The sequence below is a fragment of the Pseudomonas sp. HLMP genome, from assembly GCF_046365545.1.
Taxonomy (GTDB): domain Bacteria; phylum Pseudomonadota; class Gammaproteobacteria; order Pseudomonadales; family Pseudomonadaceae; genus Aquipseudomonas; species Aquipseudomonas guariconensis_B.
Genome location: NZ_JBDLLR010000001.1, coordinates 3,358,755 through 3,375,416 on the forward strand (window position 1 = coordinate 3,358,755; position 16,662 = coordinate 3,375,416).

13 protein-coding genes and 1 pseudogene are annotated in these 16,662 nt (G+C 62.2%); 5 read left to right on the forward strand and 9 right to left on the reverse strand.

The annotated features are described in order from the left end of the window. Window positions 1-36 precede the first annotated feature (36 nt). The 9 genes and pseudogenes from ABFA30_RS15590 to ABFA30_RS15630 all read right to left on the reverse strand — a co-directional run bounded on the left by ABFA30_RS15590 (window position 37) and on the right by ABFA30_RS15630 (window position 11,352). On the reverse strand, window positions 37-1,434 hold the full coding sequence (locus tag ABFA30_RS15590; protein WP_253090781.1) for a TULIP family P47-like protein: 1,398 nt from the start codon (window positions 1,432-1,434) through the stop codon (window positions 37-39). A gap of 31 nt (window positions 1,435-1,465) precedes the next feature. Further along, a complete protein-coding gene (locus ABFA30_RS15595) occupies window positions 1,466-3,640 on the reverse strand; it encodes a TULIP family P47-like protein (RefSeq protein ID WP_225787786.1) in 2,175 nt (724 codons plus the stop codon). Window positions 3,641-3,704: 64 nt separating this feature from the next. Next, a complete protein-coding gene (locus ABFA30_RS15600; RefSeq protein ID WP_225787787.1) occupies window positions 3,705-5,057 on the reverse strand; it encodes a TULIP family P47-like protein in 1,353 nt (450 codons plus the stop codon). Window positions 5,058-5,518: 461 nt separating this feature from the next. Further along, window positions 5,519-5,644: pseudogene (locus ABFA30_RS15605) on the reverse strand (LysR family transcriptional regulator); the annotation flags it as partial. 217 nt (window positions 5,645-5,861) lie between these two features. Then, a complete protein-coding gene (phnX, locus tag ABFA30_RS15610) occupies window positions 5,862-6,689 on the reverse strand; it encodes a phosphonoacetaldehyde hydrolase (protein ID WP_253101494.1) in 828 nt (275 codons plus the stop codon). An 80-nt stretch (window positions 6,690-6,769) separates the two neighbouring features. After that, on the reverse strand, window positions 6,770-7,651 hold the full coding sequence (locus tag ABFA30_RS15615; protein ID WP_410045653.1) for a LysR substrate-binding domain-containing protein: 882 nt from the start codon (window positions 7,649-7,651) through the stop codon (window positions 6,770-6,772). A gap of 65 nt (window positions 7,652-7,716) precedes the next feature. After that, window positions 7,717-9,012, reverse strand: coding sequence for an MFS transporter (locus ABFA30_RS15620; protein ID WP_410045654.1), 1,296 nt, complete (start codon window positions 9,010-9,012; stop codon window positions 7,717-7,719). A 111-nt stretch (window positions 9,013-9,123) separates the two neighbouring features. Then, window positions 9,124-10,212: an iron-containing alcohol dehydrogenase PsrA gene (psrA, locus tag ABFA30_RS15625; RefSeq protein WP_225787791.1), complete on the reverse strand. Its 1,089-nt coding sequence runs from the start codon at window positions 10,210-10,212 to the stop codon at window positions 9,124-9,126. A gap of 267 nt (window positions 10,213-10,479) precedes the next feature. Then, complete coding sequence (locus ABFA30_RS15630; RefSeq protein ID WP_225787792.1) at window positions 10,480-11,352, reverse strand: LysR substrate-binding domain-containing protein; 873 nt, start codon at window positions 11,350-11,352, stop codon at window positions 10,480-10,482. Window positions 11,353-11,484: 132 nt separating this feature from the next. Here ABFA30_RS15630 and ABFA30_RS15635 point away from each other — a divergent pair, with 132 nt between their 5' ends. The 5 genes from ABFA30_RS15635 to ABFA30_RS15655 all read left to right on the forward strand — a co-directional run bounded on the left by ABFA30_RS15635 (window position 11,485) and on the right by ABFA30_RS15655 (window position 16,419). Next, window positions 11,485-12,543: an agmatine/peptidylarginine deiminase gene (locus tag ABFA30_RS15635; RefSeq protein WP_410045655.1), complete on the forward strand. Its 1,059-nt coding sequence runs from the start codon at window positions 11,485-11,487 to the stop codon at window positions 12,541-12,543. After that, window positions 12,540-13,448 (forward strand): N-carbamoylputrescine amidase, encoded by a 909-nt coding sequence (aguB, locus tag ABFA30_RS15640; protein ID WP_253101489.1) that lies wholly within the window; start codon window positions 12,540-12,542, stop codon window positions 13,446-13,448. Before ABFA30_RS15635 ends, aguB begins: the two co-directional genes overlap by 4 nt. 2 nt (window positions 13,449-13,450) lie before the next feature. After that, window positions 13,451-14,554 (forward strand): extracellular solute-binding protein, encoded by a 1,104-nt coding sequence (locus tag ABFA30_RS15645; protein ID WP_253090783.1) that lies wholly within the window; start codon window positions 13,451-13,453, stop codon window positions 14,552-14,554. A gap of 98 nt (window positions 14,555-14,652) precedes the next feature. Further along, window positions 14,653-15,777 (forward strand): agmatine/peptidylarginine deiminase, encoded by a 1,125-nt coding sequence (locus ABFA30_RS15650; RefSeq protein WP_410045656.1) that lies wholly within the window; start codon window positions 14,653-14,655, stop codon window positions 15,775-15,777. 162 nt (window positions 15,778-15,939) lie between these two features. Beyond that, window positions 15,940-16,419, forward strand: a complete 480-nt coding sequence (locus ABFA30_RS15655; RefSeq protein WP_410045657.1) for an N-acetyltransferase family protein — start codon at window positions 15,940-15,942, stop codon at window positions 16,417-16,419. Window positions 16,420-16,662 lie beyond the last annotated feature (243 nt).

Below are 16,662 nucleotides of genomic sequence, written 5' to 3' on the forward strand. Positions count from 1 at the left end.
CTGTTGTTCCGTGTGTGTCGGTAGGTGCCACGTGGGCTAGACGAACAGCGGATCACCGCCCAGTTGCAAGGATATGTTCGGATGGACGTAGTCGAGCTTGAACGAGCCGCTGCCCGTCCACTTGATCGGGTCGACGGCATTGACCATGAGCAGGTCCACGGCAGGGGAGGTGTCCTTGTTGACCGATTCGATGGCCGCCGTGGCGATTTGCGATGCCCCCAGCAACAGCCCGATCACCAGGCCGCCCAAGACGATCGATGCGCCGTCGGTGAGCGGGGCGCAGATCAGCGACACCAGACCGATGATGATCGACAGGATGATCTCGGTGACGATCACGCCAGGGTCCTGGTGGACGGCGTACTGCTGGTCCGTGGGTTGGGTCTGGATGAAGGTGATGGTCTGCCCATTGTTCGACGTTCCGAGGTCGAGGGTGTACCAGTTGGTGGCTGTCGTCTCGGAGGTCACGCCGAAGGTGATGTAGGTGCTGGTGGTACTGGTGACGGTGAACGTCTCGCCATCGGTCTCTACCGTGAGCGCGGTGAGCTTCGGGTAGTAGGTCGAGCCATCATGCGCGATCGGCGGCATGTCGACGGACACACCTTGCACCAGGTAGAGGCGGGTCTTGTCGTCGCTCATCAGGAAGTTGTCGTCGGTCAGCCCCGGGTAGGCGACCATGATCGCCGGGCGCACCAGGTCGTAGAGGGTGCGTTCCTGGGAGACCAGGAACCCGGCTTCACTGCCCCCGGGAATCGCCGACGGCGATATCTGTTCGCTCAGGGATTCACCGTTGCGGTCCCCGGTCATGGTGAGCACGCCCAGCACGCTGTCCTCGAGGGTGCTGCCGTCGAGGTAGGCGTAGCTGGTGTAGTTGGGTGTCACGAACCCCCATTGTTGCTGGTCGATCATCCGGTTGAGGTCGACCACCGAGAAGATGTGGTTGAACGCCCCCAGGTTGCCGTTGACCCAGTCCAGCAGCGCCTGGCCAAAGACGGCGCTGGTGACGGTGCCAGGGTCGGGCGACAGGGTGACCTGGCCGACCAGGGCGGCCACGGGTGTCGAGGGGTCGTCCGACGTGGTTTTCACCACCAGCGCAACCGGGTTGGAGGGGACATCGCCCGCTGCATCATGGGGAATGTAATGAAGGTTGATCTCGATGACCGCCGTGCCCGTCTCGCAGGTCACACGCTGGCCGTTGCTGTAGTCGACCACGATCCCGGTCATGGGGATGGAAAAACGCACGTTCTTGCCATCCCCACCCCTGCAGATCTGCCAATCGCAGAAGTTCGCCGAGACCGTGTAGGCATCCGCCGCCGTGACCGTGAACCCGGGCGGTGACGACTTCTGGTCGACAATGGTCTGGTTGACGTCCGGAATCGGGATGGCGAAGGCGGTATCCCAATTGTAGGTGTAGACCCCCTCGTTGCTGGTCGTCATGACGCCTCTCCTGTTCCGTACGCCGTTGCCTTCACTTGGTTTTCAGGCCGATCTGCAGCGAGTCGGCCAGCCACGCCGAGGTCAGGTCATAGCCAGTGACGCCGGGGAAGGTATACGGCTCTATGGCATCGTTGGCGAACTCATCGAAGCCGGGCACATTGTCCCATTCGTTGTTGTACACCGCCGCCATGATCGCCGAGACGGCGATCTCGATACCGGAAGCGGCCGCCACGGCACCGGTGATGCCGCCAAACACCTTCCAGCGGGTGGAGTTGAAGGCATTCTTGATGCGGGTCATCCGGCCGGCGGTCTGCTCGGCGCCATTGGCCAGGGCATCCTTCTCGTTGGCGAGGTTCTGCTCCTCTGCTTCATCGCTGCCACTGAGCTCTTCGACGAAGGTGGTTTCGTTGATGACCGCGCTGCCTTCCTCGACGCTCTCGACCGTCACTTCCGCCGCACTGGCCAGGCCGTCGACGATCGGGCCGAGCACGGCGACCAGGGCCAGGCTGGCGGTGACCGCCCCCATCACGATCTCGAAGGTGATTTCCGCCTGGGTCTTGGTGACATCGACGGTCATGTTGCGCACCGATTGGGTGAAATTGAAGATCTGCTTGGTCGCCCCCGTCGACGTGGTGACCGTCTTCAGGCCCAGGTTGACCTGCTCGGTGTAGTTGATGTGCACGTCGTACTGCCAGCTTTGCGAATAGGTCAGGTCGATGAATTTGATCTCGAGGAAGCTGTGCTCCAGGTTCATCTCGAACTGCCCGGCGGCGATGGTGACCTGGGTCGCGGTATAGAACTCGAGCTGGCCGTCGTTGAGGTCGACGATGTACTCCGAGCCGTTGCCGCTGAGGAACCACTGGCTGCCGGCGACATTGACCTTGACGGTATCGCCGCGCAGGTCAGGGTTGTAGTAATAGCCACCTTCGCCATCGGAGTGCTTGAAGGCATCGACCAGCCCCTGGGGCAGCGAGCCGCTGTCCAGCTCGGCGGAGTAGCCGTTGTCGGCGGTGGTGGCGTCGGGGTCGTCCTCCATCTTGAAGTAGCCGTAGGTCAGCGCGTTGACGTTCTGGATGGACAGCCCATCGTTGAATATCGAGAAATCCTCGTCGCTGGCATCGTCGAACAGGATCTTGGCGCCGCCGAGCATCATGTTCTTCATGAAGTTCTGCCCGCTGATCAGCAACCCCACGTTGGCGCCGTTCGCATCGCTACCGGTGGGAATGGCATTGGGCGATACCTGGTGGTTCGCGCCGGGTCGGTTGTTCTGGACCATGGTCAGCACCCCCATCACCGAGCTGGTCATGGTCTGCTCGTCGATGACGGCATAGCTGGTGGCCGTCGGGTCGATCCAGGTGTAGCTGGGCGATTGATCGAGCTGGGGGGTGAGGTCGATGACCGAGAAAACGAAGTTGAAATAGCTGATGTTGCTGTTGAACCACTCGCTCAGCAGCTCAGGGAGCACCGCGTTGCCGATGCTGCCGGCATTTGGCGGATTCAGCACGTTCATCACCACGACAGCTGGCGTTGCACCGGCTTCCTTGCTCAGGGCGCGAAGCTGGGTGGCGAAGGACTTGGTGTACTGGTACACGGACAGGAACTGGTTCTGGTCCTTGTCCTGGCTGAAGAACAGGTAATAGAAGGTGTTGTCGGCGGCGGCGATCAACCAGGCGGCGCCCTGATGGACCGTCGAGAGCTTCGACTCGCTGGTAATGGTGACGCCGTTGGCGGCGAAGTCGGCAATGAGGGCCGCATCGACGATGTCGTTGTCGAGGTCGGCGACGATGGCCGCCACCCCGCTGTTGATCACGAAGGACTTCTGGTCGGGGTCGGGGATCCAGTCCATGTTGATCTGGATGATTGCACTCATGCCCAGCCCATCCAGCGGATAGCTGTTGGCGCCAGCCTGGTAGACACCGCTGGCGATCGGCACGCTCATGTTGATGTTCTTGCCGTCACCGCCGATGGTCAGCTGCCAGGGGTCGAGGCTGGCCTGGATCTGGTAGGACGGGTCGTCGCTGGCGGCCTGGGTGAGGGTCTTGGCGCGGCTGTCGACGCTGCCCCAGTTGTCGGTGAGGGCCGTGTTGGTGGTGTCGAAATGCAGGGCCACCACCGTATCCCAGTCGTAGGTATCGGCCGTTGGACGGGTGGCGATTTCTGATACGGGCACAGGGGCGAGCGATGTGTTGTCGGTGGGGGTGGCCATTGGCTGTTCCTCCTGGGTGGATCGATTTCCCGGCCTGCACACCCGCGCCGGGCACCTGGAACGCTCAGGAAAGGTTTCCACGGAAGTAGAGGGCACCGTCGAGCCCACCGTCGGTCAGGGCGAACGATTGACCGTTGGCCTGCCAGTCGAGCAGGTCGGTGACGTTGACCGCATGGTTGCCGAGGGTGGATTGCACCGCGCCATTGATGTTCGACATGCCGACGTCGTTGACCTGGTCGCCGAAGCCGTTGACGGCGTCGGTGATGTCGGCGATCAGGCCGACCAGCGTCAGGCCCAGCCCCACCAGGATGATGTAGTCGTACCAGGGGATGTCCTGATCGTGGGTGGTCGTCGGGTTCGGGTCTTGCCGGAAGGTCATGCTGCCGCTTGCAACGTCCAGCGACAGTGGGTTGACCGTATGGGCACTCCAGCTGTAGGAGGCATCGGGGAGGTCGGCCAGGCCGAACAGGAAGGTCAGGGGGCCGCCGCCTGCGGAGGAGGTCTGCAATCCGTCCCCGGCATCGGAGGGCCATAGGGAGAAGCTGTTGGTGTTGATCGCGTCGCCACCAACCTGAACGGTGAAGGCGCCACTGTTGGAAATCAGCGAATGCTGGTTCGATTGGCTGACGGAAAAGGTCCCACCCGGGAAGGTGGCCTGGACACCGGGCAATAGTGTGTTCTTGAAAAAGGCGCTCTGCGAGATGAGGGCCACGGCGTTGGCGCCCGGCACCAGGGCCGTCGAATCGAAGGCGGGTGTGGGTGGGAACGGTGAGTCGTCGAGCATGGACAGGAAGCAGAGTGCCTCGATGTTGCCCGAGGCGATGTAGTACTGCCACTTGTACGGGCGCAGCCAGGTCGTCGCGCCGGCAGGCACCGGGACGACGCCGGCGAATACATACTGCAGGTTGCCCCGGTTCTCGTAGAAGGCCGCCTGGATGATCTGCTTGAGCATACCGATGGCGGCACTGGTCAAGGTGCCGGAAGGGTCGGTGACCGTCAGTATCGCAACGTAGCCGGGATCGTTGGGCGTCGCGTCTTGGGTGGGCGAGAACACCAACTGGGTCAGTGACCCTTCACCGTCGAGTGCCTGCTGGTTGCCGGGGCCCATCCAGCCCAGCGTTATCTCCAGCAGCAGGGAGACACCGGCCATGTTCCATTCGCCGTTGACACCGGGGAGATTGGAGATGCTCAGGCTGCCATCCTTGATGGGCACGTTGAGCTTCATCAGGCTGTTCTGGCCGCCGTCGGCCATGCTCCATACATCCAGGTGGACATCGAGCGTGGTGATGGCCCCGGTCATGGGGTCGTGGTCGGTGTAGGCGACGGGCATCGCGACGGATGCCAGGTTCCTGCGTAGGATGTCGTTGACTTTGTCCTGGCTCAACGCATAGGAATAATCATATTGATAGGTGTCCATAAGAGCATCCCTGTCTCTCCTGTTCCTTGTTGTTTCGCCCACTCGCTGAATAACAGCGAGTGGTATTTCAGGCTAGTCGCTTTCTTGTGCGGGTCAACGCGCTTCAATAATAAAAATGAAGCAGGCGAGGGCGGTATTGGGTTCGAGGCGGCAGGGTATGACGATCTTGCGAGGGCCTTGCAAGGCCTGGGCGCGATATGAGGGTTGGGCTTGACGCTTGTTAAAACAAGGCATTGAGCAGAGCAAGGGCATCGGAAGGAAACCCCGGAACTTGATACTTGATGAGGCCAAGTAAGATGTCCACTTATGAAGAATGTGAACATCAATGACATCATCTATTCGGATATAATTGGCTCGTCGTTTCAGGCCGATATATAAAACCTGAATCATCAGATGTCGATCAATTGATTTCTCTATGATGGCTTATGCAGCACACGCCCGGGCACGACCGAGGGCACGGGGATGGTGTCCATCGCCGGCTGTAGCTTACGAAGGATCGTCAAGGCTCGCAGGGTCGGTTCGTAGACCCTGCCGTTGCGTACCATCCGCGGGTCGCCGAACAGCTCCCGCAGGCGCGCCAACGCAGCGCAGCCGGTTGCCCGAGATCGGAGAACCACGGAGAGGGTGAATAAAGCTGCTTCGTCGTCCAGGACAAAGGGGCTGGCCAGCCTATTGCGGATAACGATAGCGAGCGCGTGCCATTCGAGGGAGTCTGCGAACCGACTTCAAACTGATGCAACACTCGGGAAAGCGGCGCTCCCTAGGGGGAAAGCGCCGCGTTTCAAGCCTTTTGGGGCGGGAAAACTAGCAGCCTTGCGGCATCTCGCCCTGTGCCAGGCGGGCGTTGATGTCGGCGATCACCGCTGGAAGCTCGGCGATGGTGTCGATCAGGTAGTGCGGGCGTGAGCCTTCGAACATCTGGCCGATGCGCTGGCGCTCCTGCTCCAGCGTGTCTGCCGGCAGCGCCTTGTATTGCTCGTAGGTCAGGCCCAGGGCATTGCCTGAACACGTCAGCGCAACGGTCCACATGCCAGCACGGCGGCCTTCGAGGATGCCCGGCCAGGTGTCGTCGACCTTCACGCAGGCGGCGACGTCATCGATGCCAAGGGCAATCACATTGGCCAACGCCTGCGCGGGATGCGGACGGCCGTTGGGGACTTCATCGGTGGCTACCACATGGTCGGCGACGTAGCCGTTGCGCTCGGCCAGGGCGACGACCTTCTCCATCACCACCGCCGGGTAGCCGGAGCAGGACCCAATCTTCAGGCCGCTCTTGCGCAGGGTGGCGATGGCCTCCAACGCACCGGGGATCAGCGCGGAGTGCTCGGCGATCTTCTCGATCTGCAGCGGCATGAAGCGCTCGTAGATGGCGGTGACGTCATCATCCGTGGGCAGGCGGCCGAAGGCGGCGCGGTAGCGCTCGCCAATGGCCGGAATGTCGCACAGGGTGCGGATGTGGTCCCATTTGCCCATGCCCATCGGGCCGCGTGCCTCTTCCAGGCTGACCTGCACGCCGAACTCGGCGAAGGCCTCGACGAAGATCTGGGTCGGCGCGAACGAGCCGAAATCGACCACGGTGCCGGCCCAGTCGAGAATGGCGGCTTGCAGTTGCTGGGGTTGCTGGTAGTGCATGGCAGTACTCCGATGAAGGGAATTGCAGGGTGAGCGCAGCCTGCCCGACGATAGGGCAGGCTTGCAGGTTCTAGGGGACATCAAGGGTCGCTGTCGGTCGCTGCGGCAGCGGAGTCGAACAGCTCGGCGATGATCGGCCGCTTGCGGCGGATGCCCAGGCAGCACAGGTAGTAGCTGATGTGGAACGGGTCCTCGGCAAAGGCGATGGAGCGGGTGCCCGGCCTGTCGGCGTACTCCACCGCCGAGACGAAGCCCACGCCGATACCGTGTACCACCGCGTGGACGATGGCCTCGCGGCTGTTCAACTGCATCGCGCAATCCAGTTTCACGCCGTGGCGCCGACAACCTTCCTCTACCAGTTGGCGGGTGCGCGAGGCCGGCTCGCGCAGGACCACGCGCTGCCGCGCGATCGCCTGCACGCTGACGCCCTGCTGCCGCGCCCAGGGATGGTCGTCGCGCACCACCGCGAGGATCGGGCAGGTGCGATACAGCTGCGTACTCAGGCGCTGGTCGAACTCCGAAAGGGCGAGGATCGCCACGTCGATGTCGAAGTTGTACAGCCGCTCCAAGGTGCCGGCCTCGCTGGTGAAGGAGGTTTCCAGCTCGATGTGCGGGTAACGCTGCATCAGCGAATAGGTCAGGCTCATGGCGATCGGTGGCGAGACCGCGCCGATGCGCAGCATGCCCTGCTTGCGCTGCTGAAAGCTCTGCAGCAGCTGCAAGGCTTCGTCCTCCTGGCCGAACAGGCCTTGGGTGATGGCGTAGAGTTGCTCCCCGGCAGGGCTCAACTCGATGAAGCGGCCGCGGCGATGGAACAGCTCTACCGAGAAGCGCTTTTCCAGGCCGCCGACCTGCTCGCTGATGGTCGGCTGGCCGATGCTCAGCAACTCGGCCGCCTGGGTGAAGCTGCCGGTGCGGGCCACGGCATGAAAGGAGCGCAACCACTTGTGGTACTGGTACATGGAGCCTCTCGAACCAGGGGGCGTTGATCAATGGCGTGCCGGCAGCCAGCCACATGGCTGTGCCCTCAGCGCCGCACGAACAGGGCGACCAGGGCGCTGCACACGCAGGCCGTGGTGACCACGACGAAGATCAGTGAAGTATTGCCGGTCGTGTCCAACATGCGACCGATCAGGGGTTCGGCCAGGCCCGCGAAAAGATAGGACGAGAAGTTCATGATCCCGGTGGCGGTACCGGCACGGCGCGCGCCAACCAAGTCCGGGCACAGCGCCCAGAAACTGGAGGCCGGGCCATAGACGAAGAAGCCACAGAGGAACAGGGCGAGCAGGCCGATACTGCTGTGGGCCGGCAGGCTCCACATCCACAGGCTGGTCAGTGCGCCGAGGACCATGTAGAGCACGATCGCGTGGTAGCGTTTGCTGCCGAACAGACGGTCCGATACCCAACCGTTGCTCAGCGCGCCGACGGCCATGCCGACGGGCAGGGCGATGGTGATCCACTTCGGGTCGATGAAGCTCTGGCCTTTCTGCCAGTCGGCGCCGAGGAAATGCACCGGCACCCAGACGATCAGCCCATAGCGCGCGGCGTTCTGGAAACCCAGGGACAGCGCGGCCACCAGCAGGCGCGGGTTCTTCAACACCGCCAGGTAGCGTTGCAGCGAGGATTCCTCCTGACCATCAGCGGCCTCGCTGGCACGATCCTCGGCATTCGCCACGCCGGTGTCGGCCAGCGGCTCGAAGCCCATGTCCTTCGGGCGCTCCCGTGCCACCAGGTAGAACACGATGCCGCCAGCGAGCATCAGCAGCACGGGCAGGCGGAAGATCCAGCGCCATTCCAGGTGCAGTACATCGATCACGACGACCGAGGTGACGTACGACAATACCGAGGCACAGCCCGCGGCGAACACGTAGAAGCCATAGACCTTGCCACGCTCGGCGCTGCCCCACCAGTTCGACAGCAAGCGGCTGCCTGGCGCCCAGCCCAGGGCCTGGAAGTAGCCATTGACGCCCCAGGGCAAGATCAGGCTGGCGAAACCGCTGGCAAAACTGGTGACCCAGTTGGCGCCGCAGGACAGCACTGCGCCCAGGCTCATGATGCGGCGGCCGCCGAACTTGTCGGCAAGGTTGCCGTTGATGGCCTGGCCGATGGCGTACATCCAAAGCATGGCGCTCGACACCCAGCCGAGGGTTTCCTTGCTCAGGCCGAACTCGGCCTGGATGCCCGGGATGGCGAAGCCGAAGGTCTGGCGGCCGGTATAGAAAAACAGGTAGCAGAACATCGCGGCGAGCAGCATGCGCCACTGCGCCGCCCGGAAGGGAGACGTGGAGGAGTCGAGGCCAGGCAGGGTTTGTGCGCGGTTCATGGCAGTTTTCCTTCTTGTTCGCTCGCGCCGGCGCAAGGCTCGGCGTGTCGGCACTCTTGTTCGGTGCAACAGGAAAAGGCGGCCGCCTGGGCCACCCGGTCAAGGACAGCTTCAGGCGGCTTGCGAGCCGATGAAATTACGGCCTCGCGCACCCTGCATGGCAACGTCGATCATCGCCTCGGCTTCGGCGGCAGTCACCCCGTAGTCGCCGAATTCGGTCTTGACGCCCAGGCGATGGAGGAATTCACGCAGGCGCTTCTGTGCGCTATCCAGGTCGCTGCCGAAGACACGTTGCAGGGTGCGGTCGCGGTCAGCGTCGTGGCCCCAGGCCAGGCCCAGCACCAGTGGCAGGGTGAAGGAGCAGGCGATGCCGTGGGGTAGCCCGTGGCGCAGGGTCATCTCGTAGGAGATGGAGTGGGCCAGGGCGGTCTTGGTGTTGGAAAAGGCCATGCCGGCCTTCAGCGCCGCCAGCGCCATGCGCGAGCGCAGTTCGCGGTTGCCCAGGTCTTGCTGCAGGCGCGGCAGGCAGTCGAGGATGTCCTCGATGGCAGAGACGGCGAAGGTGTCGGAGATCGGGTTGGCATTGTGGTTCCAGATCGATTCCAGTGCGTGGGACAGTGCGTCCAGCCCGGTAGAGGTGGTCACACCGACGGGCACGCTGAGCATCAGGTCTGGGTCGATCAGCGCCACCTGCGGCCAGGTGCAGTCCAGGTGCAGCGAATACTTCTTTTGCCGCTGCGCGTCCCAGAGGGTGGCCCAGGGCGTCACTTCGCTGCCGGTACCGGCGGTCGTCGGCGCGGCGATCAGCGTCTTGTGCCGGGCCGGGACGAAGGGTTTGCCGGTGGCCAGCAGGTCGAGCAGCTCATCGAAGTGCCCGGACGCGGTGCCGACGATCAGTGCCTTGGCGGTATCGATGGCACTGCCACCGCCGAGGGCGAAGACGGTGGTGCAGTCCTCCGCCTCGAGCCAGAAGCGCTCGTGCACGTCGCGCAGCCAGGCCACGTCGGGGTTGGGCTGCACGTCATCGATCACGTAGACGAGGCGTTCGCCGAGCTGGGCGCGCACGCGGTCGATCAGCCCCAACTGCGCCGCTTCAGGGAAGGTCACCAGGGCGACCTTGCCTTCGCAGAGATCGGCGATGCGGTCCAGGCTGCCGCCACCGAAAACGGTGGCGACCGGGTTGTGGAAGTGAGCAGGCATGGGCGGTTCCTTGTTGTTGTGTGTTCGTGTGGCCATGCTCAGGTCATCGTCGTTTTCGTTCCAATCGATTGATCGCAGGTAGGTATTGGCTAGACCGATAACAGCCGGGAGGGCATCGTGACGGTCTGCAGGCGTGCAGGTAGCACCTCCATGTGGGTAAGGCTTGTCCTGCGGGGTGAGGGCGGGGGTATCCTGTGGCCCCGTCGCAGTCACGAGACCGTCATGTCGTGCGTAGTAGGAGGCGGGGCGCGGGGGATCGATGGACGCTTATTCCAGCGCATCCCTTATCTGCAATGAGCGGCTCAGCCAGTCGCAAAAGCTTTTGCTCAGCGGGTCCGCCTCGCTGTCACGGTGCACCAGGCAGGCCCACTTGGGCCCTCGCACGCGCTGGTCATCGAGCGGTACCAGTAGCCCACGTTCGCGCGCTGGGGCTGCTAGAAGCTGGCTGACGAGGGCGATCCCCAGCCCCTGAGCCGCCGCATCCAGCAGCAGGCCCGGGTCAGAGAAGTTCAGGCCCTGGCTGTGCTGACCGACGTCGCGACCGCCCTGTACTTGCCAGTGGCTCCAATCCATCTCGCGTTCGCCATGCAAGGTGGTGCGTCGATCCACCGGGGTGTCCAGCAGGTCAGGGTGACAGGCCGGATACAGGCGGTCTTCGAGCAGTACACGAAAACTGCATTCGGCCTGGGCGCTGAGGTCATCGCGCACCGCGATGTCGATGGTCTGAGTGGCCATGTCCGGCGTTTCGTCGGTGGTCAGTAGCCAGAGATCGACCTGGGGATGCTGCCGGTGGAAGTCAGCCAGGTGCGGTACCAGCCAATGGCGGGCAAAGGCCGGTGTGGTGTTGACCACCAGTTGGTTCGGTTTGCGGTACTGGTCCAGGCGACGGATGCCTACCGCCAGTTGCTGCAACAGCGACTGGGTGGTGCTGAGCAGGTCGAAACCCGCATCGGTCAGGGCCACCCTGCGGCCGTTGCGCAAGAACAGGGGCTGTTCGAGAAAGCCTTCCAGGCTGCGGATCTGCTGGCTGATGGCCGATTGCGTGAGGTGGAGTTCTTCCGCGGCCTTGTGGAAGCTGCCCAGACGGGCAGCGGCTTCGAAGCCACGCAGGGCGTTCAGTGGAGGCCAGTGTTTGAGCATGCCTGATAAGCTCTCCTAATCAAAATTGCGCAAAATCTATCGTTTGTTTCCGCGTTTTTACAGACCTAGCATACAAGTCATTACCGCAGTCGCAATTCCCACCAAAAGAAAAACTTAACTGAAGGCGCTTGTATGCAATTCAACGATTCGCAGAACGGTTGGCTCATGCCCGCCGAATGGGTACCCCATGTCGCTACCTGGATGGCATTTCCCCATAACCAGGCCCTGTGGGAAGCCAGCTGGGGCGTGACGCTGGCCCAGGTGCAGGTTGACTTCGCCCGGGTGGCCAACGCCATCGCTCGCTTCGAGCCGGTGAAGATGGTGGTCGACCCCACTGCAGTAGCTCGCGCCCGCGAGCTGTGCGGGCCGAACATCGAACTGATCGAGCTGGCGATCGACGACAGCTGGTGCCGCGACTCCGGCCCGAGCTTCGTCTGTCACCCGCAACTCGGCACTGCCGGCATCAACTGGCGTTTCAACGCCTGGGGCGGCAAGTCGGCGCATGGCCTGGACGAGACCTTGGCGCAGCGCATTCTCAACACGCTGGGCCTGGAATGCTTCGATACACCGCTCACCAACGAGGGTGGCGCCATCCATGTGGATGGCCAGGGCACCCTGATCACCACCGAGTCGGTGCTGCTCAACCCCAATCGCAACCCCGGCATGAGCAAAGCCGAGATGGAAGAGATATTCAGCCGCCTGCTCGGCGTGAAGAAGACCATCTGGCTGCCGGGCGATCCTGACTACGTCACCGGCGACATGACCGATGGCCATGTCGATGGCGTGTGCGCCTTTGCCCGTCCCGGTGCTCTGTTGGTGGATACCACCCGAGATCAGGGCTCGGTGTACGCCGAAGTGGTGCGCGAAAACCGCCGGGCCCTGGAGCTGGCCACCGATGCCCAGGGCCGCCGCTTCGAGATGCTCGAGCTGTTCGAGGCCAGCGAGGCGGTAGACACCGAGGCCGAGGTGTTCTGCGCCTCCTACACCAACTTCTACATCTGCAATGGCGCCATCATCATGCCGGCCTATGGCATTGCTGCCGACGACGAGGCGGCTGCCACGCTGCGCATGGCCTTCCCTGGCCGCGAAGTGGTGCCGGTACGGATCAACGAGCTGGCCCATGGCGGCGGTGGCGTGCACTGCATTACTCAACAGCAACCGGCCTGGCCGCTGAAAGGGGTAGGGCAATGAGCAAGCTGACCGTCGCTACGACCCAGTTCGCGTGCGGCTGGGACCTCAAGCAGAATCTCGACCAGGCCGAGCAATTGGTGCGCGACGCCGCTGCCCAGGGCGCTCGGCTGATCCTCCTGCAGGAGCTGTTCGCCACGCCGTACTTCTGTATCGAGCAAGATCACAAGCATCTGGACCTGGCCGAGGAGTATACCCAGAGCCGGCTGCTCAAGCGTTTTGCCGCGCTGGCCAAGGAACTGGGCGTGGTGCTGCCGCTGTCGTGGTTCGAGAAGGCCGGCAATGCCTATTTCAACTCGCTGGCGGTGGCCGATGCCGATGGTCGTTTGCTCGGGGTGTACCGCAAGACGCATATCCCCAACGCCATTGGTTACCAGGAGAAGGAATACTTCAGCCCGGGCGACACGGGGTTTCGCGTCTGGGATACCGCGTTCGGTCGCATCGGCGTGGGCATCTGCTGGGACCAGTGGTTCCCTGAAACCGCGCGTTGCCTCGCGCTGATGGGCGCCGAAGTGCTGCTCTATCCAACCGCCATCGGCTCCGAGCCGGGCGCTGCGGCCCTGGATTCGCGGGATCACTGGCAGCTGGTCCAGCGCGGCCATGCCGCCGCCAACATCCTCCCGGTGATCGCCGCCAACCGGGTCGGTCATGAAGTGGCAACGACCGATCCGCAGCTACGGATGAGCTTCTACGGCTCGTCCTTCATTAGCGACCACAAGGGCACGCTCCTGGCCGAAGCGGACCGCGACTCGACCGGGGTGCTGGTGCGCGAACTGGACCTCGCCCTCATGCGTGAGGAACGCCAGACCTGGGGCATCTACCGCGATCGTCGCCCGGAAATGTACGGCCCGCTGCTGGGCCTGGACGGCCGTCGAACGCATGTGCACTGGCAAACGCCTGGAGTCTGAAAATGAATGCGCTGAACAAGTTGCTGATCGGCTCATTGAGCCTGGCCCTGAGTTGTGCCGTGTTGTCGGCCAACGCTGAACAGAAGACCTTGCGCCTGTACAACTGGGCGGACTATTTCGCCGAGGACACCATCGCCAGCTTCACCAAAGAGACTGGCATCCAAGTGATCTATGACGTCATGGACGGCAGTGAGACGCTGGAGGCCAAGATGATGTCCGGCCATAGCGGCTACGACCTCATTTTCCCCGGCGACACCGTGGCTGAGCGGCTGATGCGCGCCGGCGCCCTGCAGAAGCTGGACCCGGGCAGGCTCGAGCATCTGGACGACATCGAGCCTGGGCTGCGCACCTTGCATGCCAAGTATCCTCACTCACGGGACGCGACGGTGCCCTACACCTGGGGCACCATCGGCGTGACCGCCAATCAGGCGATGATCGAGCAACGCATGGCCAATGCCCCGGTCGACAGCCTGGACCTGATCTTCAAGCCCGAGCTGGCGGCGAAGTTCGCCGATTGCGGCATCTCCATCATCGACTCGCCCGACGAGGTGCTGGCCGTGGTGCTCAACTACTTGGGCCACGACCCGCGCAGTGCCAAACCGGCGGAGCTGGCCGAAGCGACGACGCTGCTCAAGCGCATCAAGCCATACATCCGTAAGTTCCAGTCGCAGCCGGTCACCCAATTGGTGAATGGCGATATCTGCCTGTCCCTGGGCTACAGCGGCGACATGACCCAAGCCCAGCGTGCTGCGGACGAAGCCGGCAAAAAGGTGCGCTTCCAATACCACATCCCGAAGGAGGGCACCACGGTGTGGATGGATACCATGGCCATCCCGGTCGACGCCCAGCGTCCGGATTACGCCTATGCCTTCATCAACTTCGTCATGCGCCCGGAGAACATGGCTGCGATCAGCAACTTCACCGGCTATCCCACCTCCAGCGCCAAGGCCAGGCCGATGGTGGCGGCCGACATGCGCAACAACCCGGATATCTACGTCGATGAGGCCACCTATGAGCGGCTGATTCCCGGCAGGGACATCCCACAGCGCGACATGCGGGCACGCATGCGTGCCTGGACCACCTTCAAGACAGTGAAGGTCGACTGAACCGCCGGTCGCTCGTAACACCGCTGCGGCAGTGCCATGCCAGGGACGGCATGGCCGAGTGCAAGCGGCCAATCACCAGCAGATGAGAGTGCAACAACATGCCTACACGTCGTGATTTCATGAAACAACTGACAGCTGCCGCCGGCCTGGGTGTCGTCGCATCCATGGGCCTTGGCCTGAGCGCTCCGCGGGTGCGTGCCGCGACAGCCAGTAATTGGTACATGCCCGATGAGCATGCACCGCAGGAACGCGTATTCCTCGCCTTTGCGGCCTCTTCACGGGTATGGGAAGGCTGGGAAGACGCGGTGAACAACACCATCGCCATGTTGGCCAAGACCATCGCCAAGTATCAGCCAGTGACCGTGCTCTGTCGGCCGTCCCAGTTGTCATTGGCCAAAAGCAAGTGCGGCACCCGCAATATCCAGTATCTGACCATGCCTCTGGATGACGTCTGGATACGTGACTACGGCGGTTGTTTCGTGGTCGATGGCTCAGGTGGGCTGGGCCTGGTGGATTTCAACTTCAACGGTTGGGGCGACAAACAGACGTCGGCCAATGACACCCGTGTGGCCGACACCCTGAGCGATGAAACCGAGGCGACCTACATCGGCAGCCAGCTTGTCGGCGAGGGCGGAGGCATCGAGGTCGATGGTCATGGCACCGCGATCATGACCGAGAGCTGCTGGGTCAACGACAACCGCAACCCTGGCATGAGCAGGGCGCAGATCGAGGCCGAGCTGAAGGCCAAACTTGGGCTGCGCAAGATCATCTGGCTGCCGGGGATCAAGGACCAGGACATCACTGACGCGCATGTCGATTTCTATGCACGCTTCGTCAAGCCTGGGGTAGTGATCGCCAACCTGGACAACGACCCGGAGTCCTATGACTACGCGGTGACCCGAAAGCACCTGGATATCCTCAATGCAGCCACCGACGCTGATGGGCGCAAGCTGGTGGTGCATACCTTGCCGCCACCCTTGGCGATACGCCGCAACCAGTACACCAAGAACAATCCGGATTTCGCGCCGGGCTATATCAACTTCCTGCTGATCAATGACGCGGTGATCGCTCCCCAGTTCGGTGATACGCAGGCGGATAAGTATTGCAAGGAGCTGTTGAGCAAACTCTATCCGGGACGGATGGTGGAACAGGTGAATATCGACCCGATTGCCGCGGGAGGGGGTGGGATTCACTGCGTCACCAAGAATATGCCGCGCTTTTAGACGTTGCTTGCTCCAGTGGGCCCCCTCTCCAGGCAAACGTTCAAATTCACAGGTGAGCGGGTAGGGGGCTTCAACTTCGAAGGCCGACCCCGGGTAGCACGTGAAAGCAAGATCCGTTTGCGGTGGGCTACGCTGTGATCGTTAAGGATTGGGGTTCCCATCATGAAGTGTCAGGTTCGCCCCGCAACCAGCGAAGATATAGAAGCGATCAGCCGTGTAGTGGTCAGCGCTCTGCGCGAGTCGAATTCACAGGATTATTCACCTGACGTTATCGCTGAAGTTGAGCGTAGTTTCGCTCCAGAAGCCATCAGCGTACTGCTCGATAAGCGCAAGGTTTTCGTCGCTTTGCTAGGCGAGAATATTACCGGTACGGCAAGCCTCGACGGGGAAGTAGTTAGAAGTGTTTTCGTTGATCCTGCGTACCAGGGTGGTGGTATCGGTCGACAGCTGATGGATGTCATTCATGCTGATGCTGCCAGTGCTGGCGTTGGCGTTTTGCGGGTGCCGTCGTCGATTACAGCGGAGAAGTTCTACGCAGCGTTGGGTTATCAGAAAATCCGCGACGAGTTTCATGAGGCTGAGCGCACCATCATTATGGATGTGACCGTCGCGAAATACGGACACTTTCCGTCCCGTCCGTAATTCGCGGCCTATAGCGCTTCCGTTTGCACTCAGGACATTTTTTTAAGAAAGCGCCCTGATTATTTGCAACTTTTTCTAAGAAAGTGTCCGAATTTTTTGCAAACTTTCGGAAAGTGTCCGCGATAAGTGCAAAAAGCTAAGGAAACTCCGAACAAGTTACTCATCATCCGGAAATGGACGGCTTGGGAACGCCGAAAAGCCCGATTTCAGACGCTGATTATTGGATAACCAAGGCAACGCCTT